Below are 23065 nucleotides of genomic sequence, written 5' to 3'. Positions count from 1 at the left end.
CGTGATCGATCCCGTCGTCGCCCAGCTCCAGGCCCTGGTCCGCATCCCCACCGTGTCGCACCGCGATCCGGACCTGGTCGACGTCGCGGTCTTCGACGAGTTCGTCGCCGAGCTCGAGCGGCAGTTCCCGCTCCTCCACGAGCGGCTCGAGCTGACCCGGGTCGACACCCACGGCCTGCTCTTCCACTGGGCCGGGCGCAGCGCCGAGCGCCCGGTCGTGCTGATGGCCCACCTCGACGTCGTCCCCGTCGAGGAGGACGCGCCCTGGCAGCACCCGCCCTTCGGCGCCGAGATCCACGACGGTGCGATCTGGGGCCGCGGGACGCTCGATGACAAGGGCGAGCTGGTCGCCATCTGCGCGGCCGTCGAGGCGCTGCTCGACGCCGACTTCCGGCCCGCCCAGGACGTCTGGCTCTCCTTCGGCTGCAACGAGGAGGTGTCCGGCAGCTCCGCCGTGCTCGCCGTCGAGGAGCTGCGCCGGCGCGGCGTGGCCCCGTGGTTCGTGGTCGACGAGGGTGGCGCGATCGCCGCCGAGGCGTTCCCGGGGGTGGCGGCCCCGGTGGGGGTCGTCGGTGTGACCGAGAAGGGCATCACCTCGCTCGAGCTGCGGGTCGACGGTCGCGGCGGGCACGCGTCGACCCCGGCGCGCAACGGCCCCACGGTCCGGCTGGCCAAGGCGATCGCACGGCTCGACCGCAGCCCGATGTCGGCCAGTGTCCCGGACCCGACGGTCGAGCTGTTCCGCCGGATGGCTCCGCACGCCCCGCGGGCGCTGCGCCCGCTGATGGCCAACGCGGGCCGGCTGCGACCGGTCCTCACCCGCGCCCTGGTCGCGGCCGGACCCGAGACGGCCGCCATGGCCCGTACGACGTTCGCCGTCACGACGCTCTCCGGGTCCCCCGCGCTCAACGTGATCGCCTCGACCGCCCGCGCCGGCGTCAACATCCGGATCATGATCGGCGACACCGTGGCCGGCGTCCTCGAGCACGTCCGCCGGACCATCGACGACGAGCAGGTGCAGGTCACGGTCGTCGAGGCCAACGAGCCGAGCCCGATCTCGCCGTACGACCCGCTGCACGACGACGGCGCCTTCGCCCTCATCGAGTCCACGATCACCGAGATCTTCCCCGACGCGATCGCGACCCCGTACGTCATGATGGCGGCCACCGACTCGCGGTTCTTCACCGAGATCTGCTCCCGGGTCTACCGGTTCGCACCCTTCCGGATGACCAAGGCGCAACGCGAGTCGATCCATTCGTACGACGAGCACCTCGGGGTCGACGCCCTCATCGACGGCGTCCGCTGGTACCGACGCCTGATCGAGAGGATCCCCGCATGAGCTCACCCCTGAGCGTCGCGAACGACCCGAGGACCAAGGGGCTCTTCGCGATCGTCGGGTTCCTCGTCTGCGTGGAGCTGGCCAGCGGCATCCTGCAGGGCTACTACACCCCGATCTTCAGCGACATCGCCGACCATCTCGACATCGCCGACGCGGACGTCAACTGGTTCGAGGCCGCCCAGCTGATCGTCGCCGCGCTCGTCGTGCCCCCGCTGGCCCGGATGGGCGACCTCGTCGGCCACAAGAAGGTGCTCCTCCTCTCGACCGCGATCACCGCGCTCGGATCGTGGGTGATGGCGTTCGCGCCGTCGTTCACGACCTTCCTCATCGGCTCCGCGCTCCAGGGCGCGTACGTCGTGTGGCTGCCGCTCGAGGTCGCGATCATCCACCGGCGTACGGCGGGCACCGGCCGCCAGCACCACCTCACCCGCCGCTCCGCCGCGATCCTGGTGGGCGCCCTCGAGCTGGCCGTGATCATCGGGGCGGTCACCAGTGGCGCGCTGGTCACGGCCACCTCGATGACGGTGCTGCTCATGCTGCCGGCGATCGCGGTCACGCTGTGCCTCATCGTGATCTGGTTCGGCATCGAGGACCTCGGCGGCACCGCCACCGGCGGCATCGACGTCGGCGGCCTGGTGCTGGTCACCTCCTCGATCGCCCTGGTGATGGGTGGCCTGATCGCCATCCGCCTCGACGGACCGGGCAGCGCGCTGCCCTGGGCGCTGATCGTGCTGGGCCTGGTGGTGCTCTACCTCTTCGGCCGCTACGAGCTCGGCCAGGCCGAGCCGATCATCGACGTACGCCTGCTGGGCACGCCCGGCCAGTGGCCGGTGCAGCTGACCGCCTTCCTCTTCGGCATGTCGGTGCTCGGGGCCCAGATCCCGCTGTCGACCTTCGCGCGCACCGACCCCGAGGTCGCCGGCTACGGGCTGGGCGCGGACGCGAGCTTCGTCTCGGCCCTCATCGGCGTCTACGTCATCTTCCTCGCGATCGGCGCCTTCACGCTGCCGCTGACGGCGCGGCTCCTCGGCCCGCGCAACGCCCTGGTGCTGTCGTCGGTCCTGGTCGCCGTCGGGTACGCGCTGTGGCTGCCCTTCCACCACGAGACCTGGCAGGCGTTGATCAACATGGCGGTCGCCGGGCTCGGGTCGGGCGCCCTGGTCGCCGCCCTGCCCGCGATGGCGGCGGCCGCCGCACCGCCGGAGCGCACCGGCTTCGCCACCGGCATGACGAACGCGACGAAGACGATCGGCGGCGCGATCGCCTCCGCGATCTTCGCCATCGCCCTGTCGGCCACCGGGTCGATCGACGACCCGACCGAGGGCCACGCGCCGCTGTCGGGGTACCTCACCGTGTGGACCGTCTGCGCCGTGGCCGCGCTGGTCGCCGCCGGCGCGCTGCTGATGATGCCGAGGCAGGTCGCCGAGGACCCGGCCGAGGCGCTTCCGCTCGTTCCGTAGACTCGATCGGGCAGGAGGTGATGCCCGATGCCCCAGCCGGAGAACCAGCCGCAGGACCGGCCTGAGGACCAGCCCGAGCCGCGCAGCCGCGAGGCCGACCGGGCCGCCGCGGCCGCGCGGATGCAGCACCAGCACACCTGGGTCGACCTCCAGGTCCGCCAGGCGATGGAGCGGGGCGAGTTCGACAACCTGCCCGGCGCCGGCAAGCCGATCGAGGGCCTCGGCGGCGAGCACGACCCGGACTGGTGGCTCAAGAAGCTGGTCGAGCGCGAGCGGATCGCCGTGCTCCCGCCCAGCATCGCGCTGCGCAAGGAGGACGCCGAGCTCGACGCCCGGCTCGACACCATCAACGTCGAGCGCGAGGTGCGCCGCGAGGTGGAGGACTTCAACGAGCGGGTGATCCGGGCCCGGTACTCCCTCTCGGCAGGGCCGCCGCTGATCACCATGCCGCGCGACGTCGAGGCGACCGTCGAGGCCTGGCGGGAGCGCCAGGCCGCCCGCCGCGTGCCCCGGAGCGAGCCCGCCGTGCCACCCCGACGCCGGCACTGGTGGAATCGACGCTGACGGCCAGCGGCCCTGAGAGGGAGACACATGGAGAACGTGGCAGTGGTCGGCGGTGGCCTGATGGGGTCGGGGATCGCCGAGGTGAGCGCCCGCGCCGGGCACGACGTCATCGTGATCGAGTCCAACGAGGAGGCCGGGAAGGCCGCGCTCGGCCGCCTGGAGAAGTCGTTGCAGCGCGCCGAGGCGAAGGGCAAGATCGACTCCGCGTCCGACGTGCTGGGGCTGATCCGGGTGGAGACCGACCTGGGCGCCGCCGCCGACCGCGACATCGTCGTCGAGGCGATCGTGGAGGACGAGGCGGCCAAGGTCGCCCTGTTCAAGGAGCTCGACCGGATCGTGGCGGCCCCGGACGCGATCCTCGCCTCCAACACGTCGTCGATCCCGATCATGAAGCTCGGCGTCGTCACCACGCGCCCGACCCAGGTCATCGGCATCCACTTCTTCAACCCGGTGCCGGTGCTCCAGCTCGTCGAGCTCGTCCCGTCGCTGCTGACCTCGCCCGACACCACCGCGCGCTCGCGCGCCTGGGTGGAGGGGTCACTGGGCAAGCAGGCGATCGACTGCCAGGACCGTGCCGGCTTCGTGGTCAACGCACTGCTGATCCCCTTCATCCTCTCCGCGATCCGGATGTTCGAGTCGGGCTTCGCCTCCGCCGAGGACATCGACCGCGGGCTGGTGCTCGGTGCGGCGCACCCCCAGGGCCCGCTCGCGCTGGCCGACCTGATCGGCCTCGACACGACCAAGGCGGTCGCCGAGTCGCTGTACGAGGAGTTCAAGGAGCCGCTGTACGCCGCGCCGCCGCTGCTCAACCGGATGGTCGACGCGGGCCTGCTCGGACGCAAGACCGGGCGCGGGTTCTACACCTACGGGTGATTGTCAGATCGGTCATACCGGCGAGTAGCAGTCCGCTGCTACGTTCCGCCACATGAGCGGATCCCAGAGCCCGAAGGACTTCTTCCGACCCCTGGCCGTGGGGGCCCCGACGCCCCTGACGGAGATCCCGGCGCGCCCGAGCCGGGCCATCCACTTCTTCGACCCGAGCAACCTCAAGATGGCGGCGAAGATCCCGGACATGGTCGGCACCGTCGACGTCCTGCTCGGCAACCTCGAGGACGCGGTGAAGGCCGACAACAAGGTCGCCGCCCGCGAGGGTCTCGTGAAGATCGCGACGGAGACCTCGTTCGGCCCCACCCAGCTGTGGACGCGGATCAACTCGCTCGACAGCCCGTGGGCCCTCGACGACCTCACCACGCTGGTGCCCGCGATCGGCGACAAGCTCGACGTGATCATGGTGCCGAAGGTCCAGGGCGCCGAGGACATCCACTACGTCGACCGCCTGCTCGCCCAGCTCGAGGCCAAGGCAGGGCTGACCCGGCCGATCCTGGTGCACGCGATCCTGGAGACCGCTCGCGGCGTCGCCAACGTGGAGGAGATCTGCGGCGCCAGCCCGCGCATGCAGGGCCTCAGCCTGGGCCCGGCCGACCTCGCCGCCGACCGCCGGATGAAGACCACCCGCGTCGGAGGAGGCCACCCCGGCTACCTCGTGCGCCAGGACCCGCCCAAGAACGAGCTCGACGTCACCGACTACGACGCCGCGCGCGCGACGTACCAGCAGGACCTGTGGCACTACACGATCGCCCGGATGGTCGACGCGTGCGCCATGCACGGCATCTACCCCTACTACGGACCGTTCGGTGACATCGCCGACGTGGTCGCCTGCGAGGACCAGTTCCGCAACGCCTTCCTGCTCGGCTGCGTCGGCACCTGGAGCCTGCACCCGAAGCAGATCGCGATCGCCAACCGGGTCTTCAGCCCGAGCGTCGAGGACGTCGCCCACGCTCGTCGGGTCGCCGCCGCGATGGGCGACGGCACGGGCGCGGTGATGCTCGACGGCAAGATGGAGGATGACGCCTCCCTCAAGCAGTGCCTGGTGATGGTGGAGCTCGCCGAGCAGCTCGCGGCGATCGACCCCGAGCTGAAGAAGGCGTACGACGCCATCGAGGAGGCCTGAGCATGAGCGACTTCACCCCGCTGCGCAGCGTGCTCTACATGCCGAGCTCCAACGCCAAGGCTCTCGAGAAGGCCAAGACCTTGCCGGTCGACGCCGTGATCCTCGACCTCGAGGACGCCGTCGCCCCCGACGCCAAGCCCGCTGCTCGCGAGTCCGCCGCGGCGGCCGTGTCGAGCGGCGAGTACGGCCGCCGGACGCTCACCATCCGCGTCAACGGCATCGGCACCGAGTGGCACGACGACGACCTCCGCGCCGCCGCCCAGGCCGGTCCGGCCGCGGTCGTCGTGCCCAAGGTCGACAGCGCCGCCGAGGTCGTCCGGCTCGTCGACTCCCTGACGGCGTACGGCGCCCCGGCCCACACCCGGCTCTGGGCGATGATCGAGACCCCGGTCGCCGTCCTCGACGTGCTGAGCATCGCTCGCGCCTCGGACCGGTTGAGCTGCCTCGTGATGGGCACCAACGACCTGGTCAAGGAGCTGTACGCCGAGCACGTGCCCGGCCGAGCCCCGATCGTCCCCAGCCTGCACACGGCGCTGCTCGCCGCCCGTGCCGCCGGCATCTCGATCCTCGACGGCGTCTACAACGACGTGAAGGACGTCGACGGCTTCCTGGCCGAGTGCGAGCAGGGCCGCCAGATGGGCTTCGACGGCAAGACGCTGATCCACCCCGGTCAGGTCGAGGGCGCCAACGCCGCCTTCGCGCCGAGCGAGCAGGCGGTCGAGGAGGCACGTGGACTGATCCAGGCGTTCGAGGACGGTCGCGGGTCCGGTGTGGTCACCTACCGCGGGCGGATGGTCGAGAGCCTCCACGTCGAGTCCGCCCGGCGCACGCTCAGCATCCACGAAGCCGTCCAGGCCCTCGCGCCGTGACGGAGCGGAGCTGATGCGCGCCGTCGTCCAGCGCGTCCTCGGTGCGCAGGTCACCGTCGACGGTGCCACCGTCGGCGCGATCGAGGGCCCCGGGCTGCTGGTCTACCTCGGCGTCACGCACGACGACGCTGCCGCCGACGTCGCCTGGATGGCTCGCAAGATCTGGGACCTGCGCCTCCTGCGCGAGGAGCGGTCCGCCTCCGACGTCGCGGCGCCGGTGCTCGTCGTCAGCCAGTTCACGCTGTACGGCGACGCCCGCAAGGGTCGGCGTCCCACGTGGCAGGCCGCCGCGCCCGGGCCCGTCTCCGAGCCCCTCTACGACGCGGTCTGCGCCTCGCTGCGCGCGCTCGGTGCCCACGTGGAGACCGGCGCCTTCGGCGCCGACATGCAGGTCGTCTCGGTCAACGACGGGCCGATCACGCTGGTGCTCGACAGCCCCCGCTGACGAGCGTCAGAACGTGGCGTCCCGCAGGAAGGCCAGCACCTTCGCAGCCGGCATCTCGCAGGGTCGGAGCTCCTCACTGCCGCCGGTGACGTAGACGTTGGTGCTGACCACGTCGGTGCCGCCGAGCTCCTCGGCGTAGACCGAGATCGCCCGGCCGTCGGCGCGCGCCACCTTCGTGACGCCGTAGCGGCGACCGGCGTACGACGCCTCCGACCAGCCGTCCGGCACCCGCTCGACCAGGGCGCGCAGCGAGCTCACGTCTCCGGCACGACCACGACGGGCACGGGGCTGTGCCGGATGATCCGGCTCGCGTGCGACCCCACGAAGACCCGGGCCAACATGCCGCGCGGGGACGACCCGAGGACCAGCACGTCGTCGTGGCGCCACTCGAGCCGGCTGACCGCCTGGGCCCAGTCCCGCCCGGTCGCGACGACGTGGTCGACCTCGCGCAGACCGGTGGCCGCGGCCGCCGTGGCCAGCGCCCGCTCGGCCTGCTCGACGAAGGAGTCGAGGACGTCCTGCTCGCCCCGGACCTCGGGCGGGTACATGGTCTTGCCCAGGACGCCGAAGGTGGCGATCCGCACGGCGGCCCCGGCCTCGGTGCAGATCTCGGTGGTCCGGCGCAGCACGTCCTGCGAGCTGCGGTCGGCGCGGAAGGCGCAGGTGGCCCTGCCGAAGCGGGGTACGGCGTGCGTGGCGAACCCCTTGGGCGCCACGGCGACCGGCACGTGCGCGGTGTGCAGGAGGTGGTCCGCGGTCGAGCCGAGCGCCACCCGGTCCCAGTCGCCGTCCTCGGCCGAGCCCACGACCACGAGGCCGGCGTCGACCAGGCGGGCCTGCTCGAGCAGCGCCACGGGGACCGACCTCCCCGGCACGGCGACCGCGCGCGTGTCCAGGTCGGCCGCGACCTCGCCGAGCACCCGCTCCGCGTCGGCCACGGCCTTCGCCCCTGCCTCGCGCGACCACGCGGCGTACTCCTTGTCGACGTTGCCCGCCACCAGCGTCGGCCACGGTGCCGGCACGACCGACACGACGAGCAGGTCGGTGCCGAGCGAGCGGCCGAGCATGGCGCCGAGGGAGATGGCCGCGCGGTCGTGGGTGCGGGTGGGGTGCCCGACGACGATCGTCATGACTCGGGGATCTCCGTGTCCGCGACGACGCCGCGGTTGAGCGCGGCGTGGCGCCGGCCCCAGGCGAAGTAGAAGGCCAGCACCACCGCGAGCCAGCAACCGAAGATCAGCCAGGTGATCGCCGCCAGCCCGGACAGGATGTAGATGCAGACCGCGATCGTCAGCAACGGGGTGACCGGGAAGAGCGGCACCCGGAAGGGACGCTCGAGGTCGGGCTGCGTGCGGCGCAGCACCATCACGCCCAGCGCGACCACGATGAAGGCCATCAGGGTGCCGATCGACACGGTGTCCCACAGGTAGTCGGCCGGGACGAACCCGCCGATCAGCGCGACCACGATCGCGACCACGACGGTGTTGAAGGTCGGCGTCAGCGTGCGCGGGTTCACCGAGGAGAACCTCTCCGGCAGCATCCCGTCGCGGCCGATCGCGAAGAGGATCCGGGTCTGGCCGTAGAGGGTCACCAGCGTCACCGAGAAGATCGAGATCACCGCGCCGGCGGCGAGCACGGTGCCCCACGCGGCGTGGCCCGTCACGTTCTCCAGGATCACCGAGAGACCGGCGTCCTGCTGGTCGGGGTCGGAGAACTCCGACGCCGGCTGGGCCGACAGACCGGCGATCGCCACCAGCACGTAGACGGTGACCACCACAGCGAGCGCGCCCATGATGGCGCGGGGCAGCGCCTTCTGCGGGTCGCGCACCTCCTCCCCCGCGGTCGACACCGCGTCCAGGCCGATGAACGAGAAGAAGATGGTCGCGGCGGCCGCGGAGATGCCGGCGGCGCCCTTGTCCCAGAAGCCGTCGAAGTGGTCGCCGTTCCACGCGGTCAGGCCGATCACCACGAACATCAGCAGCACGCCGAGCTTGATCAGCACCATCACCGTGTTGACCCGGGCCGACTCGCTGGCGCCCCGGATCAGCAGCACCATGCACATCATCACGAGCACCACGGCGGGCAGGTTGATCAGCCCGGTGGTGTTGTCCTCGTACGGGATCGGCGAGTAGGACAGCGCGTCGGGCAGCGAGAAGCCGAAGAGGTTGTCGAGCAGCTCGTTGAAGTAGCCGCTCCAGCCGACCGCGACCGCGGCACTCGAGACGCCGTACTCGAGCAGGACGCAGGCCGCGATCACCATCGCGACCAGCTCGCCGAGCGCGTGGTAGGCGTAGGAGTACGTCGAGCCGCTGACCGGGATCGCGCTGGCGACCTCGGCGTAGCACAGCGCGGACAGCCCCGCGCCGAGACCGGCCACCAGGAACGAGATGATCACCGCCGGGCCGCTGTCGGGCACGGCCTCCTGGAGCACGAAGAAGATGCCGGTGCCGACGGTCGCGCCAACGCCGAACATCATCAGCTGGAAGGTGCCGAAGCTGCGCTTGAGGTCCGGGCCGTCGTGCGGCTCGCTCTGGCGCCTGATCGGCTTGCGTCGTACGAGCTGCTGGCCGAGGGTCGGTCTGGGTCCGGCGTCAACGCTCATGGCGGTCTCCTACCCGGGCAGGGACGTTCCTGAACTGCTCAGTCTTCGCCCTTGCGGAAGGTGTCGTCCAGCCACAGCTTCACGCTGCCCAGCACGCCGGCCACCTCGTGCACCATCTTGCCGACCGCGTCCTGGCTCTGCTTGAAGCTCTCGGAGTAGCTGCGCGCGGCCGCCTTGGCCGCGTCGGACAGCTTGGCCTGGTCGTCGTCCTGACGCTTCGGGTAGGTGCCGGTCAGGATCGCGGTGTAGTCACCCGAGTCGACCCAGCGCCGCAGCTCGGTGGCCCGGACGACGAGGAACGGGTGCGACCGGTTCTCGACGAGCAGCAGCTTGAGCACGGAGTCGCGGAGGTCGGCGTCGTCGTACTCCTGACCCTGCGCGAAGAACGACGTCGGGTCGAGGTCGTCGAGGTGACCGCCGCTGGCGAGCTTCATGTGCACCCGGAAGGCCGTCGCCGGGTCCTGGGTCGCGAGCAGCCCGGCCCGGTCGGCGGACAGCTCGGACTTGCGCGACCACTCGTAGAGCGCGGCGACGATCGCCCGGATGCCCAGCCCGGTCAGGGGGATCGCGGTCAGCACCCCGCTGAACTGCAGCAGCCGCTGCAGCATCGTCTGGTAGACCGCGTGCCCGCTCATCGCGTGGCCGAGCTCGTGGGCGACGGCGAAGCGCAGCTCCTCGTCGTCGAGCAGGTCGACGAGGCCCGAGTTGAGCACGATGAAGGGCTTGTTCATGCCGATGGTGAGCGCACCCGGGACGGGGTTGGCCACGACGTACAGCTCGGGCAGCTCCGGGGCGTCGAGCGTGCGACCGACCTCGCCCAGGATCCGGTGCAGCCGCGGGAACTGCCGCTCGTCGGCGCGGATCGCCGAGCCGAGGAAGACCAGCCGCACGGCGCGCTCGTTGAACATCCCCGAGATCGCCTTGAGCAGGGAGTCGAAGCCCTTGAGCTTGCGTAGCGCGACCAGCGCCCCCTGGTCGGCGGGGTGCTCCCACGCGCGGGAGCTGATGTCACTCAGGGTCGCCCGCGGGCGGGCCGGCTGCTGGCTCACGGGGTTCACTGTAGGGATCCCCGAGGCGTCGGGTGGCGGAACCGGCGCTCGCACCACGCGCGGGCGGCGCGGCGTACCTGCCACCGAACTAGCCCGTTCAGGCGATGCCACCCGAGGGTTCTGCGGCGCACCGTGGCCAGATGCCCACCAACTCACCCCGCACGGGGAACCGGGTCGCCATCGTGCTGGCGGCATCCGCGCTGATCATGTCCGTCGGCTTCGCCGGCGGTCCTGCCCTCGCCCGGGCGGTCAACGCCCACACCGTCGACCACAAGCACGCCGTCAGCGCCTCGGCCAGCATCAAGGCGCGCAAGGGCAAGCTGGTCGCCACGAGCAAGCGCACCGGGCGCCTGCCCGACAACATCATCGCCAACGCCCCGAACGCCCGGAAGCTCGCCGGGAAGGTCGGGTCCGCCTACCTGACCAAGGCGCAGGTCAACCAGATCGTCCCGCTCGGCGGCGCTCCCACGCTGCCGACGGCCGGGGTCGCGACGTCCACCACGACCTTCACCACCACGCGGGCGGGGCGCCTGCTCGTCGACTTCACCGGCGCCGGGCAGCTCGACTGCACGACCTCGAACTTCGTGCGCTGGTGGCTGCGGCTGGACGGTGCCCCGATCGTCTCGAGCTCGCTGCAGCTCGGCGAGGCCGTGAGCATCACCTTCGACTACAACGGGTTCCCCGCGATCCACCTCACCGGCGTGACCGCGGACGTGATCGCGGCGGGTGACCACACGCTGGCCCTGGTGGGCGGGTGCACCTCGGGGAGCAACGGGGGCAGCGCGATCTCGGGCACGCCCGGGGTCGGCTCCGTGACGGTGCTGTCCCACGGCCTGGCCAGCATCCCGTCGGCGCGACACAGCGCCGCGCGGAAGTCGTGCGTCAGCACCGGCTCGGGGGACGCCTGCCGCTGACGTACGACGAACGGCATGGCCGGCGCGATCGCGCCGGCCATGCCGTCGAGGTGGGTCAGCTCAGGCCGTTGGCCTTGAGGAAGTCACCGGCCACGGTGACCGGGTCCTGCTTGTCGACCTGCACCTTGGCGAGGGCCTCGGTGAGGTTCTCCGTGGTCAGCGCCTTCGAGAGGGCGTTGAGCGCGTCGGTGACCTCGGGGGTCACCTTGTCCGACTGGATCAGCGGGACGATGTTCTGCGAGGTGTAGAGGTTCTTCGGGTCACCGAGGACGACCCAGCCGTTGGTCGTGATCGCCGAGTCGGTCGAGAAGACGTTGCCGACGTCGATGCTGCCGTCCTTGATCGCGGCGACGGTCAGCGGGCCACCGGAGTCGAGCGGCTTGAACTCCTTGAACTTCACGTCGTAGAGGTCCTTGAGGCCGACCAGACCCTGGTAGCGCTCGCGCCACTCCGGGCCGGCGCCGACGGTGAGCTTGCCGGCGACGGGCTGCAGGTCCTCGATCGTCGACAGGCTGTACTTGTCGGCGGTCTCCTTGGTGACCGTCAGGGTGTCCTTGTCCTCGGCGGCCGACTGCGGCAGCGTCTCGCTGCCCTTCGGCAGCACCTTCTGGAGCGCGGCGTAGACGTCGTCGGGCGACGTCACGCCCTCCGGGACCCCGTCGGGCGAGAGGTAGGAGAGCAGGGCACCGTTGTACTCCGGCAGCAGGTCGATGTCACCGGAGGTGAACGCCTTCATGTAGATCTCACGAGCACCGATGTTGGGCTTGGTCTCGACCTTGGCGCCCGCGGCCTTGAGCGTCTGGGCGTAGAGCTGCATGAGCAGCTCGCTCTCGGGGAAGTTGGCCGAGCCGATCACGATCGCGCTCTTGTCGCCTCCGCCCGAGGAGAGCGGGTCGCTGCCGGAGTCGGAGTCGGAGCCGCAGCCGGCGAGCGCGAACGCTGCTGCCACGGCGGCGATGCTGATCAGTGCGGTGGAACGCTTGCGGAACATAGGGGTTTTCACCTCTCGGTCAAGGCACTTCTGAATGGGTCGTGCTGGGTTCGTGCTGGAGTCGTGCAGGTGGAGCGAGTTCTCGTGCGGGCGCGCGGGGCCCGATCTACCGCGGCGCCTGGGACACCTCCTCGAGGGAGTGCACGGCGGTCGCGGCCGCACCCGAGGGGGTGCTGCGGCGACGCCGGCCCTTGCTCGCCCGACCGTCCACGCCGGGCGAGACCACCAGGCGCTGGACCAGGCCGATCAGCAGGTCGACCGCGACGGCCAGCACCGCGACCAGGACCGACCCCGCGACGACCCGGGGGTAGTCCGACAGGGCGAGGCCGTCGAAGAGGTAGCGACCGAGCCCGCCCAGCCCGACGTACGCAGCGATCGTGGCGGTCGAGATCACCTGGAGCGCCGCGTTGCGGACGCCGCCGAAGATGATCGGCAGGGCGATGGGCAGCTCCACGCTGGTGACGATCTGCCGCTCCCGCATCCCGATCCCACGAGCCGCGTCGACGGTCGCACCCGAGACCGAGCGGATCCCGGCGTACGTCGTCGTCAGGATCGGCGGGACCGCCAGGATGACCAGCGCCACGGTCACCGGCACCAGGCCGGTGCCCACCAGCACGAGCACCAGCATCAGCACGCCGAGGGTCGGAAGCGCCCGCCCGGCGTTGCCGATGTTGATCGCGACGAACGAGCCACGGTTGGTGTGCCCGATCAGCAACCCGATCGGGAACGCGATGACGAAGGCGATCACCAGCGCGATCGCGGAGTACTGCAGGTGCTCGAGGATCCGGTGCGGGAAGCTGTCGTAGCTGCTCCAGGCCCAGTTGGCACCGTCGAAGAGGAAGTCAAAGGTGTCGGCGTTCATCGGGCGTCCTCCGCCCGGGTCCAGGGAGTCAGCAGCCGCTGGACCAGCACGATCGCCGTGTCGGCGACGAGGGCCAGCAGCACGCACAGGACCAGGCCGATGGCGATCGGCGGCGCGTAGAAGCCCAGCTGGAAGCCTCGGGTGAAGAGCTGCCCGAGACCGCCGATCCCGATCAGCGCGGCGACCGTGACCATGCTGATGTTGGCCACCGTGGCGACTCGCAGGCCCGACAGGATGACGGGCAGCGCCAGCGGGAGCTCGACGGTGAACCACCGCCGGGTCGGCCGGTAGCCCATCGCGGTAGCGGACTGCACGACCTGGTCGTCGATCGACTCCAGGCCGTCGACGACGGTGCGCACCAGCAGCGCGAGGCTGTAGAGCGAGAGCGCGACCACGACGTTGAGCGGGTCGAGGACGCTGGTGTGCAGGATGCCGGGCAGCAGGAGCAGCAGCGCCAGCGACGGGACGGTGTAGATGACGCTGCTCAGCGTCAGCACCGGATGCCGGACCCAGCCGAAGCGCACCACGAGCCAGCCGATCGGCAGCGAGAGCACGAACGCGATGGCCACCGGCAGCAGGGCGAGCCAGATGTGGTCGACCAGCGACTGGACGACCGCCTCGTGGTTGATGTCGAGGTAGGTGCGCACCTCGTCGATGAAGTTCACGTCAGGACCCCGTCGACCCCAGCCGGCCGAGCTGGCGTTCGCGGACGTACGCCGCCAGGGCGCCCTGACGCACGATCCCGTCGGCCCGGCCCTCGGCGTCGACGCGGACCGCGGCTCCGGCCGGCGAGAGCAGGGTCAGGTCGGTCACCACGCGCAGGCTGTCGCCGAGGTGGAAGCTGCCCTCGGTGGGGAGCAGGGCGCCCGACCCGGTCCACCCCAGCGGGCGCCCGGCGTCGTCGAGCGAGAGTCGCAGCCCCTCGACCTCCGTGGTGACCGGCTCGACGGCGAGGTCGGCCGAGCCGGCGAAGGACAGGCCACGGTAGCCACGGTCGCGGCCGACGAACCCGGCCACGAAGTCGTCGGCGGGCTTGGACAGCAGCTCCTCGGGCGTCGAGAGCTGGGCCAGACGGCCGCCCTCGGCGAAGACCGCGACGTGGTCGCCGAGCTTGATCGCCTCGTCGATGTCGTGGGTGACCATCACGATGGTCTTGCCCAGCTCGCCCTGCAGGCGCAGGAATTCCTGCTGCAGGCCCTCGCGCACGACCGGGTCGACGGCCGAGAACGGCTCGTCCATCAGCATCACCGGCGGATCGGCCGCGAGCGCTCGGGCCACGCCGACGCGCTGCTGCTGGCCGCCGGACAGCTGCACCGGGTAGCGGTCGGCCATGCCGGCGGTCAGACCGACCCGCTCCAGCAGCTCGTAGGCCCGGGCCCGGGCCTGCTTGCGCGGCACGCCGTTGAGCACCGGGACCGTGGCGACGTTGTCGACCACGGTGCGGTGCGGGAAGAGCCCGGCGTGCTGGATGACGTAGCCGATCGAGCGGCGCAGCAGGGCGGGGTCCTGCTTCAGCACGTCCTCGCCGTCGATGCGGATCGTCCCCGACGTGGGGTCGATCATCCGGTTGATCATCCGCAGCGAGGTGGTCTTGCCGCACCCGGACGGACCCACCAGCACGGTGATGCCGCCAGTAGGGATGGTCAGCGACAGGCCCCCGACGGCGACCGTGCCGTCCGGGTACCTCTTCGTCACGTCGTCGAACTCGATCACCGGTGTCCTCCTGCCCAGGTGCTGATCCGCGTCGTGCGGCGTACCCAGCGTGCTCGGACGAGTCGTGGGCGAAACGGTGCCATGGCAAAGGAGTCTATGTGAATGAGGTTATTCGACTTTGTCGGTCCGCTGAATAGGATGCGTCCATGACGTCCCCCACGCGGCACGTCGCCGACCCGGGCCTGCGGCCGGCCGACGTCGCGGCGTACGCCCGCTCCCCGCGGACCTCCGGGATCGAGGTGTCGCTCGACGCGTACGGCGGCGACGCGCTCGTCGGGGTGCGTCGGGCGCGTGCGGACCTGGACGCCGCCCAGCAGGACGGTGCCGTCTACGGCCTCACCACCGGCGTGGGAGCGCTGCGCCATGTCTCGATCGAACCAGACGGCGCCGACAACGGCAGCCACGCGCTCAGACTGTGGCGCAGCCACGCCGGCGGGTTCGGGCCCGAGCTGGGCGACGAGGTGGCCCGCGGCACCATGCTCGTCCGGCTCCACCAGCTGCTGCGCGGCGGTTCGGGGGTCGAGCCGGCGCTGGTCGAGGCGCTGGCGTCCGCGCTCGAGGCCGGGAGCGTGCCTCGCCTGCACGCGTACGGCGGGATCGGCACCGGTGACCTCACGGTGCTCGCCCAGCTGGGGCTGACGCTGGTCGGTGAGCTGCCGTGGCGCAGCGGGGCCACCGCGCCCACGCCGGTCGCCGAGGGCGATGCGCTGGCCTTCGCCAGCAGCAACGCCCTGACCGCGACCGTGGGCTCCATCGCCGTCACCGGGCTGGCCGCCCTGGCGCGCACGACCGAGCAGGTGGCCGCCCTGTCGCACCTGGCGCTGCGCGGATCGCTCCAGGCCTACGACCCTCGGGTGCACGCCGCCAAGGACGACCCGTACGCCGTCGGCGTCGCCTCCCGCCTCACCGCGCTGCTCGCCGGGCCGGAGCGGGAGGCGGTCCGGCTGCAGGACCCGTTCGGGCTGCGCGCCGTCCCGCAGGTGCACGCCCCGTGGGAGGAGGCGCTCACGATCGCCGAGCTCGCCCTGGCCGCCGAGATCGGCGCGGCCGGCGAGAACCCGCTCGCCGTCGACGGCACCGCGCTGCACCACGGTCAGTTCCTCACGCAGCGGATCGCCGCGACCCTGGACGCCGTGCGCGCGACCGCCGTGCCGGTCCTCTCGCTGCTCACCGCCCGCCTCGGCGCGCTGCTCGACCCCCGCCTGACGGGTCTGCCGGCCTTCCTCGCCGCCGGCCCGCAGGGCAGCTCCGGCCTGATGATCGTCGAGTACGTCGCCGCCGACCTGCTCTCCCAGGTCCGCTCGGCCGCGACCCCCGTGACGGGCGGCCACACCGTCGTCTCGCTCGGCGTCGAGGAGCACGCCAGCCACTCCACCCAGGCGGCGTGGGACACCCACCAGCTCCTCGACCTGCTGCCCGACCTGCTGGCCTGCGAGCTGGTCGCCGCCGTCCGCGCGCTGCGCCTCGACCCCAGCCGGCTCGCCGACTGCCCCGCCAGCGAGCTCTTCGCCCGCGCCGACGCGGCCCTCCCCGACGTCCGCCCCGACCACATCGTGGGCGCCGAGCTCGAGGCCGCCTCGTCCCTCGTCCGCGCGACTGCAGGCATCACCGACTGACCCCGCTGGTTGAGGTGCGAGGCGCGCCAGCGCCGACCTCCGCTGGTTGAGGTGCGAGGCGCGCCAGCGCCGAGCCTCGAAACCCCCGCACCGAAGCGCGGCAGCAAGGCCAGCCGACCGACCGACCGACACAGGCACTCAGTCCGGCGACTGGTCCCGCGCCATCGACGCCAGGCTCTGCGCGATGGACGCGAGCGCGAGCGCCTGCACGGCGTCCCACGTGCCCACCTTCATCTTCGCTGCCGCTTCGGTCGCCTGGTCTGCGAGCTCTTGTGCCGTCATGACACCCCACCGTACGGGCGCGGACTGCGGCGACCCCGCCCCCGACCCCGCCCGCCAGGCAGCAGCCTCCGGAGGACCAGCAGCGCGACCCCCGCGACCGCCAGCCCGATGACGACGGCCAGCGGGAAGCGGAAGCGGGCGGGCAGCGGCCCGTACCCCGCACTGCCCGCGGGTCGCAGCCGTGCCTGCGGCAGCAGCGCCGAGGCCAGCTGGACGTGGCTGATGCCGTAGGTCCCGAGGTGGTCGATGCGCGTGAGCCGGCGCGTCGGGCCGCCGCTCAGCGGGTGCGCGACGAGCCGGGCCGTGTCCGGGTCGGAGCGGTCGAGGACCGCCACCTCCCGGTCGCCGGTCCAGCCCAGGAGCTGCTCGCGCTGCGGGTGGTCGAGCTCGAGCTCGGCCGGCCCGGGTGCCGACCCGTCCACCGCCACGAACGCGAGGCCGGCGGGTGACGACACCGCGACCAGCTCCCCGTCCGGCGACCAGGCGGCGGGACCGGTGAGCACGCCGTCGGCCGGCACGGTGCGCAGGGTCCCCGTGGCCAGGTCGACGATCGGCAGGGTGCCACCGCCCAGACCGGCGGGGCGTACGGCGAGTTGCCTGCCGTCCGGGGAGAAGGCGGCCGTCCGCGCGCGACCGACCCCGGGCACCGAGCTGACCTCGCCCGAGTCGACGTCGAGCAGGTAGAGCTCGCCGACCGTCGGTCCGCCCGCGTGCGGGTTCGTCGGCGTCCGCCCGGCCAGGTAGGCGATCTTGCTCCCGTCGTGGGACCAGGCGACCGGTACGACGCTGCGCGGACCGGTCAGCGTGTAGCGGGTGCCGTGACCGGTGCCGAGGTCGACGACACCCACGTCGGGGTCGCGGGTGTCGTGGTCGCCGAGCGCGACCGAGGAGCCGTCCGGCGAGAGCAGCATCGGACCCGGGTCACCCTGGTCCTCCGGTCCGGAGCGCTCCTCGGCGGCGTCGACGCGTCGGTAGGCGTCGTCGTCCGCGGCCAGCACGACGGCCTGCGGGGTGTCCACGAACTCGACGCCGAGGCCGCGCTGGTAGAGCGCGAGGGCCGGCCCCGTCGGCGCGTCGGTCACGTCCGCCGTCAGCAGCGAGTAGCCGGCGATCCGGTCCGGGATGGAGACGCCCACCGTGCTGGCGCGCGTCCCGGTCTCACCGACGAGCGGGACGACCACGATCGCGGCCGCCGACACTCCCAGCACCAGGGAGAGCCAGCCGGCGCGCGTCATCCAAGGACGATAGCCACCCGGTCAGTCGCCGACCAGCGGCCGCAGCTCGTCGGCGTACGAGACCGAGTAGCGGCGCATGACGCCCGAGGAGCTGATGGAGTACTGCCCCATCCGCCACAGCGGAGGGGAGTAGGCGTGGATCGAGACCGAGCCGTCGACGGCGCCCGCCATCCGGTGGATGTGGTCCGGCCCGAAGGCGAAGGCCCGGCCGGCCTCGATGGTGCGGCTCGCGGGCTCCCCACCGAGCCGGGGCCGGTTCTCGACGACCGCGCCCTGGGTCACGGCCACGGCGCCGGCGGAGGTGTCGTGGTCGTGCCAGCCGGTGTCGTCCTCGGTGTTCCAGCACAGCAGCCAGACGTCGATGTCGGCGTCGCGGTGCAGCGAGACGAAGTGCCGGCCCTCGGTGTCGTGGCGCACGTGCTCCGCCCACAGCTCCGGCTTGGCGGCGAGCTCGCGCACCCACGCGAGCAGCTCCTGCGGGTCCAGCACGCGGCCGGGCAGCGCCGGGAGCTGGTCGGGCCCGAGCTCACACGAGACAGCGGCCTGGGTGGGACGTTCAGGGGCGAGTGTCATCGCGGAGCTCCGTTCATGAGGTGGGCGGGATTGGTGATGAACAAGGACTGGCTGAAGGCGTCACCCAGTCCCGGGTTCGTGGGGAGCGCGTAGGGGCGGTCCGACCCGTGCACGATCGGGTCGATCCCGACGACGCGGATCAGCGCGTCGATGGCTCGCATGCCGTACGACGACGTCTCGTAGTGCACCAGGGGGTCGATCGCCCCGAGGGCACCGCCGCGCTGACCGAGGCGCTCGTGGTGCAGGGGCGCGAGACCGGCGAGGCCGACGAAGGCGATCCGCAGCCGGGGCAGCAGCGCCCGGCCGGCGACGTGCCAGGCGAACCACGCGGCCGTGAGCTGCGCGGTGTACGACGTCAGCGCGGGCCACCAGCCGGGGACCAGGGACGAGGAGGTCGCGGGTCCGGGGTGCACGAGCACCGGCAGGTCGGCCGCCTGCACGACGGCCAGCACGGGCGCGAGACGCTCGAGGGCCGCCGGATCGACGAGCGCGGTCGCGGGGACCTGGAGGCCGCGCACGCGCGGGTGCCGCAGCAGCGCCTCGAGCCCGGCGAGGTCGGGCTCGACGACGTTGACGGCCGCCCAGATGGCATGCCCGTCGACGTCCTGGCGCTCGAGGTCGTCGGCCAGCGCGTGCCACGCCGCGAGCAGCGGGGTGCCCTCGTCGGGCTCCATCAGCTCGATCCCGAGCGGGCTCGAGAGGGACAGCACGGTGAGGTCGACGCCGTCGGCGACGTCGGTCGCCCGACGGGCCGCGAGGTCGTGGAGCGACGGGTCCACGGCGTACGTCGGCTCCCCGTCGAGGTGCAGGTCCCACCCCGTCAACCGGGGGCCCCGGGTGCGCCGGCGGAGCTCGTCGATGAAGGCTTCCGGCCACAGGTGCTGGTGGCAGTCGGTCACCGGACCGGCCGCCAGCTGCACGCCGCCGGCCGCGCCGGCGGGGGAAGTGAAGCGCTTCATATTACCTACTAAAGCACTAGACTTTGAAAAGCGCAACCCGACGTCTCAGACCCTGTCGGCGCCCCGTCGTATGCTCGGCCGATGCCGAAGCGACCGACCCTGCAGGACGTCGCGGACGCGGTCGGCCTCGCGCCGGCGACGGTGTCGTACGCCCTGCGAGGTGAGCGCGGCTCGGACGACACGGTCGCCCGGGTGCACGCCGCCGCGACCGCCCTCGGCTACCAGATCAACCCGATCGCCTCGGCGCTCGCCACCGGTCGCTCGCGCACCGTCGCCGTGCTCTGCGGCTCGACCCGCGACCTGTGGCAGCAGTCCCTCACCGCCGACCTGGCCCGCCAGCTGCTCTCGGAGGGGCGCCACGCCCTGGTCGCCGACGCCGACGGCCACCCCGAGCGCGAGGAGGCGCTGCTGGCCAAGATCCGCGACCAGCGCCCCGACGGGCTGCTGGTGGCGCCGCTCGACCCGTTCGCGTCCCAGTGGGAGGCGCTGGCCAGCCAGCTGCCCGTGGTCGCGATCGGCGACCGGCTCGCCCTGGCGCCGTCGGCCGGCGCCGTCGTCTTCGACAACGCGGCCGGCTTCGCCCTCGTCTTCGACCACCTCGCCGACCTGGGGCACCGCCGGATCGCGGCCGTGCTCCCCGAGCGGCCGAGCACGCCGGACCGGCCCGCCGAGCGGCTGGTCGCCCGCGAGGCGAGGCGCTGCGGGATCGTCGTCGACCTGGTGCGCACGCCGCCCGCGACCGCCGACCCCGCCACCATGACCGACCACCTGGCCGCGGCGCTGTCCGGGCCCGACCGGCCCACGGCGGCCTTCTGCCTGACCGACTCGTTCGCCTTCGGCATGCTGCGGGCCGCCCGCACGCTCGGGCTCGATGTGCCCGGGGACCTGTCGGTGGTGGGGTTCGAGGACGTGGAGTTCGCGGACCTGGCCGGACCCGGGCTGAGCACCGTCGACTGGGGACGCGGCGCCGTGGTCGACGCCGCCGTCGGTCAGCTGCTCGCGGCCATCGACGACGACCAGCCGCTGCGCACGGTCACGATCGCGCCGCGCCTGGTCGTCCGGGGCTCGAGCGGTCCAGCGCCCAGCCCGTCCTGAGCAGCTCGCGCAGCCGCTCCACGTCCTCGCCCCACGGACGGTCCTCGACGCCCGGCGGCAGCACCGCGGCGACCTGGTCCAGCAGCGCCGCCAGCCCACCCCGGGCCGCGGCCATCCGCTCGGGCGCCAGCAGCCGCGCCTGGTGCAGCGCCAGCAACTCGCACGCCAGCACCTGCTCGGCGGCGTCGAGGGCCAGGCGCAGCCGCTCGGCCGCCTCGAGCGCGAAGGTCTGCACGTCCTCCTGGCCGTTCGAGGTCTCGATCGGGGCGACGTACGTCGCCGGCCACCCGGCCACGTCGTGGACCACCGCCACGGCCCGCTTGTGCACGGGCGACAGCCCGGCCTGCGGTCCGGGATCGGCGCTGAGCTGCGCCGGCAGGCCGGTGACGCGCGGGTCGAGCATCCGGTGCAGCCGGGCCGCCCCGACCGCGGCCGCGTGCACGACGGCCGCGCGCGCGGAGTCGAAGCCGGCGGCCTGGTCGAGCCCGTGGAAGCTCGCCGTCCCGACGAAGCGGTCTCCCTCGTCGGTCGGGAGGTACGCCGGGGAGTCGGCGACCGCACCGAGGGCACGCTCCGCGACCTGCTCGAGGCGCGCGTGCTCGCGCCGCAGGTGCGCGAGCACGGGGCCGGCGACGCGGAAGGACACGGGCGCCTGCAGGTGACCCGGCGCGGCGAGCGGCCCGACGTACTCCCCCAGCCGCGCCAGCGACGCGGCGAGCTCGTCGTCCCCGCGGGCCACGGCGGGGAGGTAGGGGTCGCGGCTGACGCCCACGAGCACGATGCCGGCGGCCGCCACGACCGTGGTCTGGGCGATCAGCCGGTCGATGTCGGAGGCGCGGAGCACTGCCAGCGCGGTGGCCGCCGGGACGCCCGCCAGCAGCGCGATGCCCTCCTTGGGCCCGAGGCGGGGTGGGGAGAGGGCGTCGACGACGGGGCCCGCCGGCACCGCGACCCCGTCGGCGTCGAGCACCCGACCCACGCCGGCCAGGTGGCCCCAGGCGTGAGCCAGCGGCAGGATCTCGCCGGCCGCGCCGGACCCGGTGCGTGGCACGGCCGGCGCGACGTCGTCCGTGAGGAGCCTGGCCAGCCAGGCGCAGAGCTCGGCGGACACGGCGGCGTCGCCGGCCAGGAACGAGCGCAGGCGTACGGCGACCATCGCCCGGCTCTCGACGCGCGAGACCCACGGCGGCCCGCCCACGGCCCGCGCCAGCATCAGCCGTTGCGAGTGGTCGGCCTGGGCCGCGGCGTCGAGGCGGGTGTCGCTGAGGGCGCCCATGCCGGTCGTCACGCCGTAGACGTCGGGCCCGTCGGCCAGGGCCGCGAGCGCGGTCCGCCGCCGCTCCGCCAGTCGCGCGAGCAGCCCGTCGGACAGGCGCACCGCCGCGCCGTGCGCGGCGGCGAGGACGGCGGCGCGGTCGAGGTCGTCGGGCTCGTCGACCACCACCGTCATCGGAACCGCACCATCGTCCCGAGTCCGGCCGCCTCGGCCCGCTCGAGGATCAGGTGGCCGACGGCGACGTCGAGGATGGACAGGCCACGGTGCCAGAAGAGGATCCGCTCGGCGTCGTCCTCGCGCCCGGGCCGGGCTCCGGTCACCACCTGCCCGAGCTCCGCGTGCAGCGTCTCGTGGGTGAGCGCGCCCGAGCGCAGGTGGGGCCGCAGCGCCCCGAAGCTGCCGGCCTGGGCCTCGCGCCAGTCGTCGACGACCACCTTGTCGATCACGTCGAGCAGGTGGGGGTCGAGCGCGCTGATGGTGCCGTAGGGCACCAGCAGCGAGCCCGGCGCGAGCAGGTCGGGGGTGATCAGCGACGCCGGCTCACGGAGCCGGGTCGCCTCGACGGCGATGTCGGCGCCGTCGATGGTCTCGGCGGGCGACCCGGTGACCACGACGGGCGTGGAGATCTCTGCGCGGAGTCGGTCGGCGAACGCCTCGCGGGACTCCGGCCGGCGCGACGTCACCCGGATCTCGTCCAGGTCGAACATCGCGTCGAGCATCACGATGTTGGAGTGCGCGGTGCCGCGCGCACCGATGTGCCCGAGCACCTTGGCGTCGGGGCGGGCGAGGTGCCGGGCACCGACGGCGGTCATCGCGCCGGTGCGCGCCTCGGTGATCAGGGTGGCGTCGAGGATGGCTCGGGGCACCCCGGTCCACGGGTCGTAGAGCGTGAGCAGCGCCAGCTCGCTCGGCAGTCCCACCTCGTAGTTGGACACGAAGTCCCCGACGACCTTGATGCCGCTGACACCGTGGTCGCCCAGCGTCGAGACGTGTCCGCGCAGCACGTTGAAGTGCCCGCGGCCGCCGTTGTCGGGCTCGAGGTGGGTGCGCGGCTCGAACACGGTCTCCCCCCGGCCGTGCGCCGCGACCACATCGGTCGCGGCGGCGACGATGTCGGCCGGCGTGAGACCCAGCGCGTCGATGTCGGGGCCGGCCACGAAGCGCAGCCAGAGGCCGTCGTCGTACGACGGGGGGACGGTCATGGACGCCT

General features: G+C 72.7%; 24 protein-coding genes. 10 read left to right on the top strand and 14 right to left on the bottom strand.

Features of this window, described 5'->3' with window-relative positions:
- Window position 1: 1 nt before the first annotated feature.
- Genes N542_RS0111080 through dtd form a run of 7 tightly spaced genes read left to right on the top strand, consistent with a single transcriptional unit; the run spans window position 2 to window position 6688 of the window.
- A complete protein-coding gene (locus N542_RS0111080; protein ID WP_036507321.1) occupies window positions 2-1339 on the top strand; it encodes a M20/M25/M40 family metallo-hydrolase in 1338 nt (445 codons plus the stop codon).
- A complete protein-coding gene (locus N542_RS0111075; RefSeq protein WP_051551615.1) occupies window positions 1336-2799 on the top strand; it encodes an MFS transporter in 1464 nt (487 codons plus the stop codon). Before N542_RS0111080 ends, N542_RS0111075 begins: the two co-directional genes overlap by 4 nt.
- Before the next feature lie 27 nt (window positions 2800-2826).
- Window positions 2827-3363 carry a J-domain-containing protein gene (locus N542_RS0111070; RefSeq protein WP_028643966.1) on the top strand — a complete coding sequence of 179 codons (537 nt, stop codon included), beginning with the start codon at window positions 2827-2829 and terminating at the stop codon, window positions 3361-3363.
- A 27-nt stretch (window positions 3364-3390) separates the two neighbouring features.
- On the top strand, window positions 3391-4236 hold the full coding sequence (locus N542_RS0111065; protein ID WP_028643965.1) for a 3-hydroxybutyryl-CoA dehydrogenase: 846 nt from the start codon (window positions 3391-3393) through the stop codon (window positions 4234-4236).
- A 52-nt stretch (window positions 4237-4288) separates the two neighbouring features.
- Window positions 4289-5374, top strand: coding sequence for an HpcH/HpaI aldolase/citrate lyase family protein (locus N542_RS0111060; protein ID WP_028643964.1), 1086 nt, complete (start codon window positions 4289-4291; stop codon window positions 5372-5374).
- Between the two features lie 2 nt (window positions 5375-5376).
- Window positions 5377-6243 (top strand): HpcH/HpaI aldolase/citrate lyase family protein, encoded by an 867-nt coding sequence (locus N542_RS0111055; protein WP_036507317.1) that lies wholly within the window; start codon window positions 5377-5379, stop codon window positions 6241-6243.
- Between the two features lie 13 nt (window positions 6244-6256).
- Window positions 6257-6688, top strand: coding sequence for a D-aminoacyl-tRNA deacylase (gene dtd / locus N542_RS0111050; RefSeq protein WP_028643962.1), 432 nt, complete (start codon window positions 6257-6259; stop codon window positions 6686-6688).
- A gap of 6 nt (window positions 6689-6694) precedes the next feature.
- Here the strand turns inward: dtd and N542_RS0111045 are convergent, their stop codons facing one another.
- From N542_RS0111045 to N542_RS24475, 4 genes are read right to left on the bottom strand one after another with little or no spacing between them, the layout of a single operon-like run.
- Window positions 6695-6946: a peptide methionine sulfoxide reductase gene (locus tag N542_RS0111045; protein ID WP_231482600.1), complete on the bottom strand. Its 252-nt coding sequence runs from the start codon at window positions 6944-6946 to the stop codon at window positions 6695-6697.
- Complete coding sequence (locus N542_RS0111040; protein WP_028643960.1) at window positions 6943-7818, bottom strand: universal stress protein; 876 nt, start codon at window positions 7816-7818, stop codon at window positions 6943-6945. Before N542_RS0111040 ends, N542_RS0111045 begins: the two co-directional genes overlap by 4 nt.
- Complete coding sequence (locus tag N542_RS0111035) at window positions 7815-9290, bottom strand: amino acid permease (RefSeq protein WP_028643959.1); 1476 nt, start codon at window positions 9288-9290, stop codon at window positions 7815-7817. The genes N542_RS0111040 and N542_RS0111035 overlap by 4 nt, the downstream gene beginning before the upstream one ends.
- 38 nt (window positions 9291-9328) lie before the next feature.
- Window positions 9329-10339 (bottom strand): M48 family metallopeptidase, encoded by a 1011-nt coding sequence (locus N542_RS24475; RefSeq protein WP_051551614.1) that lies wholly within the window; start codon window positions 10337-10339, stop codon window positions 9329-9331.
- Window positions 10340-10479: 140 nt separating this feature from the next.
- Between N542_RS24475 and N542_RS0111025 the strand changes: the two genes are divergently transcribed.
- Window positions 10480-11253, top strand: coding sequence for a hypothetical protein (locus N542_RS0111025; RefSeq protein ID WP_028643958.1), 774 nt, complete (start codon window positions 10480-10482; stop codon window positions 11251-11253).
- A 55-nt stretch (window positions 11254-11308) separates the two neighbouring features.
- On the opposite strand, the gene N542_RS0111020 is transcribed toward N542_RS0111025, so the two are convergent.
- The 4 genes from N542_RS0111020 to N542_RS0111005 form a co-directional block, all read right to left on the bottom strand.
- Window positions 11309-12202 carry an ABC transporter substrate-binding protein gene (locus N542_RS0111020; protein ID WP_231482599.1) on the bottom strand — a complete coding sequence of 298 codons (894 nt, stop codon included), beginning with the start codon at window positions 12200-12202 and terminating at the stop codon, window positions 11309-11311.
- 148 nt (window positions 12203-12350) lie between these two features.
- Window positions 12351-13106 (bottom strand): ABC transporter permease, encoded by a 756-nt coding sequence (locus N542_RS0111015; protein ID WP_028643956.1) that lies wholly within the window; start codon window positions 13104-13106, stop codon window positions 12351-12353.
- Window positions 13103-13771 (bottom strand): ABC transporter permease, encoded by a 669-nt coding sequence (locus N542_RS0111010; RefSeq protein ID WP_331279584.1) that lies wholly within the window; start codon window positions 13769-13771, stop codon window positions 13103-13105. The genes N542_RS0111015 and N542_RS0111010 overlap by 4 nt, the downstream gene beginning before the upstream one ends.
- A 1-nt stretch (window position 13772) precedes the next feature.
- Window positions 13773-14819, bottom strand: coding sequence for an ABC transporter ATP-binding protein (locus tag N542_RS0111005; protein WP_028643954.1), 1047 nt, complete (start codon window positions 14817-14819; stop codon window positions 13773-13775).
- 146 nt (window positions 14820-14965) lie between these two features.
- On the opposite strand from N542_RS0111005, the gene N542_RS24470 reads away from it, so the two are divergent.
- The gene (locus N542_RS24470) at window positions 14966-16435 is read left to right on the top strand and encodes an aromatic amino acid lyase (protein ID WP_051551613.1); all 1470 of its coding nucleotides are present in this window, start codon (window positions 14966-14968) and stop codon (window positions 16433-16435) included.
- 138 nt (window positions 16436-16573) lie between these two features.
- On the opposite strand, the gene N542_RS27505 is transcribed toward N542_RS24470, so the two are convergent.
- Genes N542_RS27505 through N542_RS0110980 form a run of 4 tightly spaced genes read right to left on the bottom strand, consistent with a single transcriptional unit; the run spans window position 16574 to window position 19484 of the window.
- The gene (locus tag N542_RS27505; protein ID WP_155992982.1) at window positions 16574-16717 is read right to left on the bottom strand and encodes a hypothetical protein; all 144 of its coding nucleotides are present in this window, start codon (window positions 16715-16717) and stop codon (window positions 16574-16576) included.
- Entirely contained in the window at window positions 16714-17952 is a 1239-nt protein-coding gene (locus tag N542_RS0110990; protein WP_028643953.1) for a TolB family protein, read from the bottom strand. The genes N542_RS27505 and N542_RS0110990 overlap by 4 nt, the downstream gene beginning before the upstream one ends.
- Window positions 17953-17973: 21 nt before the next feature.
- Window positions 17974-18525, bottom strand: coding sequence for a cysteine dioxygenase (locus tag N542_RS0110985; protein WP_028643952.1), 552 nt, complete (start codon window positions 18523-18525; stop codon window positions 17974-17976).
- The gene (locus N542_RS0110980) at window positions 18522-19484 is read right to left on the bottom strand and encodes an amidohydrolase family protein (RefSeq protein WP_081795135.1); all 963 of its coding nucleotides are present in this window, start codon (window positions 19482-19484) and stop codon (window positions 18522-18524) included. Before N542_RS0110980 ends, N542_RS0110985 begins: the two co-directional genes overlap by 4 nt.
- Window positions 19485-19565: 81 nt before the next feature.
- On the opposite strand from N542_RS0110980, the gene N542_RS0110975 reads away from it, so the two are divergent.
- Complete coding sequence (locus N542_RS0110975; protein ID WP_028643950.1) at window positions 19566-20579, top strand: LacI family DNA-binding transcriptional regulator; 1014 nt, start codon at window positions 19566-19568, stop codon at window positions 20577-20579.
- On the opposite strand, the gene N542_RS24465 is transcribed toward N542_RS0110975, so the two are convergent.
- Together N542_RS24465 and N542_RS0110965 are read right to left on the bottom strand one after the other, a co-directional pair.
- Window positions 20518-22029 carry an aromatic amino acid lyase gene (locus N542_RS24465; protein ID WP_051551612.1) on the bottom strand — a complete coding sequence of 504 codons (1512 nt, stop codon included), beginning with the start codon at window positions 22027-22029 and terminating at the stop codon, window positions 20518-20520. The two genes, N542_RS0110975 and N542_RS24465, sit on opposite strands and share 62 nt — an antisense overlap.
- Window positions 22026-23057: an ornithine cyclodeaminase family protein gene (locus N542_RS0110965; protein ID WP_036507315.1), complete on the bottom strand. Its 1032-nt coding sequence runs from the start codon at window positions 23055-23057 to the stop codon at window positions 22026-22028. The genes N542_RS24465 and N542_RS0110965 overlap by 4 nt, the downstream gene beginning before the upstream one ends.
- Window positions 23058-23065 lie beyond the last annotated feature (8 nt).

The sequence above is a fragment of the Nocardioides sp. URHA0020 genome, assembly GCF_000620705.1.
Taxonomy (GTDB): Bacteria; Actinomycetota; Actinomycetes; order Propionibacteriales; family Nocardioidaceae; genus Nocardioides.
Note: the sequence above shows the minus strand (reverse complement) of the source record. Positions and strands in the feature narration are given on the sequence as shown.

What these genes read in the sequence shown, in the direction of transcription:
- N542_RS0111055 (WP_036507317.1), top strand. Translation starts at nt 5,377, where the DNA reads ATGAGCGACTTCACCCCGCTGCGCAGCGTGCTCTACATGCCGAGCTCC.
- N542_RS0111060 (WP_028643964.1), top strand. Translation starts at nt 4,289, where the DNA reads ATGAGCGGATCCCAGAGCCCGAAGGACTTCTTCCGACCCCTGGCCGTG.
- dtd (WP_028643962.1), top strand. Translation starts at nt 6,257, where the DNA reads ATGCGCGCCGTCGTCCAGCGCGTCCTCGGTGCGCAGGTCACCGTCGAC.
- N542_RS0110985 (WP_028643952.1), bottom strand. Translation starts at nt 18,525, where the DNA reads ATGACACTCGCCCCTGAACGTCCCACCCAGGCCGCTGTCTCGTGTGAG.
- N542_RS27505 (WP_155992982.1), bottom strand. Translation starts at nt 16,717, where the DNA reads ATGACGGCACAAGAGCTCGCAGACCAGGCGACCGAAGCGGCAGCGAAG.
- N542_RS0111075 (WP_051551615.1), top strand. Translation starts at nt 1,336, where the DNA reads ATGAGCTCACCCCTGAGCGTCGCGAACGACCCGAGGACCAAGGGGCTC.
- N542_RS0110965 (WP_036507315.1), bottom strand. Translation starts at nt 23,057, where the DNA reads ATGACCGTCCCCCCGTCGTACGACGACGGCCTCTGGCTGCGCTTCGTG.
- N542_RS0111015 (WP_028643956.1), bottom strand. Translation starts at nt 13,106, where the DNA reads ATGAACGCCGACACCTTTGACTTCCTCTTCGACGGTGCCAACTGGGCC.
- N542_RS24465 (WP_051551612.1), bottom strand. Translation starts at nt 22,029, where the DNA reads ATGACGGTGGTGGTCGACGAGCCCGACGACCTCGACCGCGCCGCCGTC.
- N542_RS0110980 (WP_081795135.1), bottom strand. Translation starts at nt 19,484, where the DNA reads ATGAAGCGCTTCACTTCCCCCGCCGGCGCGGCCGGCGGCGTGCAGCTG.
- N542_RS24470 (WP_051551613.1), top strand. Translation starts at nt 14,966, where the DNA reads ATGACGTCCCCCACGCGGCACGTCGCCGACCCGGGCCTGCGGCCGGCC.
- N542_RS0111040 (WP_028643960.1), bottom strand. Translation starts at nt 7,818, where the DNA reads ATGACGATCGTCGTCGGGCACCCCACCCGCACCCACGACCGCGCGGCC.
- N542_RS0110990 (WP_028643953.1), bottom strand. Translation starts at nt 17,952, where the DNA reads ATGACGCGCGCCGGCTGGCTCTCCCTGGTGCTGGGAGTGTCGGCGGCC.
- N542_RS0111035 (WP_028643959.1), bottom strand. Translation starts at nt 9,290, where the DNA reads ATGAGCGTTGACGCCGGACCCAGACCGACCCTCGGCCAGCAGCTCGTA.
- N542_RS0111025 (WP_028643958.1), top strand. Translation starts at nt 10,480, where the DNA reads ATGCCCACCAACTCACCCCGCACGGGGAACCGGGTCGCCATCGTGCTG.
- N542_RS0110975 (WP_028643950.1), top strand. Translation starts at nt 19,566, where the DNA reads ATGCCGAAGCGACCGACCCTGCAGGACGTCGCGGACGCGGTCGGCCTC.
- N542_RS0111070 (WP_028643966.1), top strand. Translation starts at nt 2,827, where the DNA reads ATGCCCCAGCCGGAGAACCAGCCGCAGGACCGGCCTGAGGACCAGCCC.
- N542_RS0111065 (WP_028643965.1), top strand. Translation starts at nt 3,391, where the DNA reads ATGGAGAACGTGGCAGTGGTCGGCGGTGGCCTGATGGGGTCGGGGATC.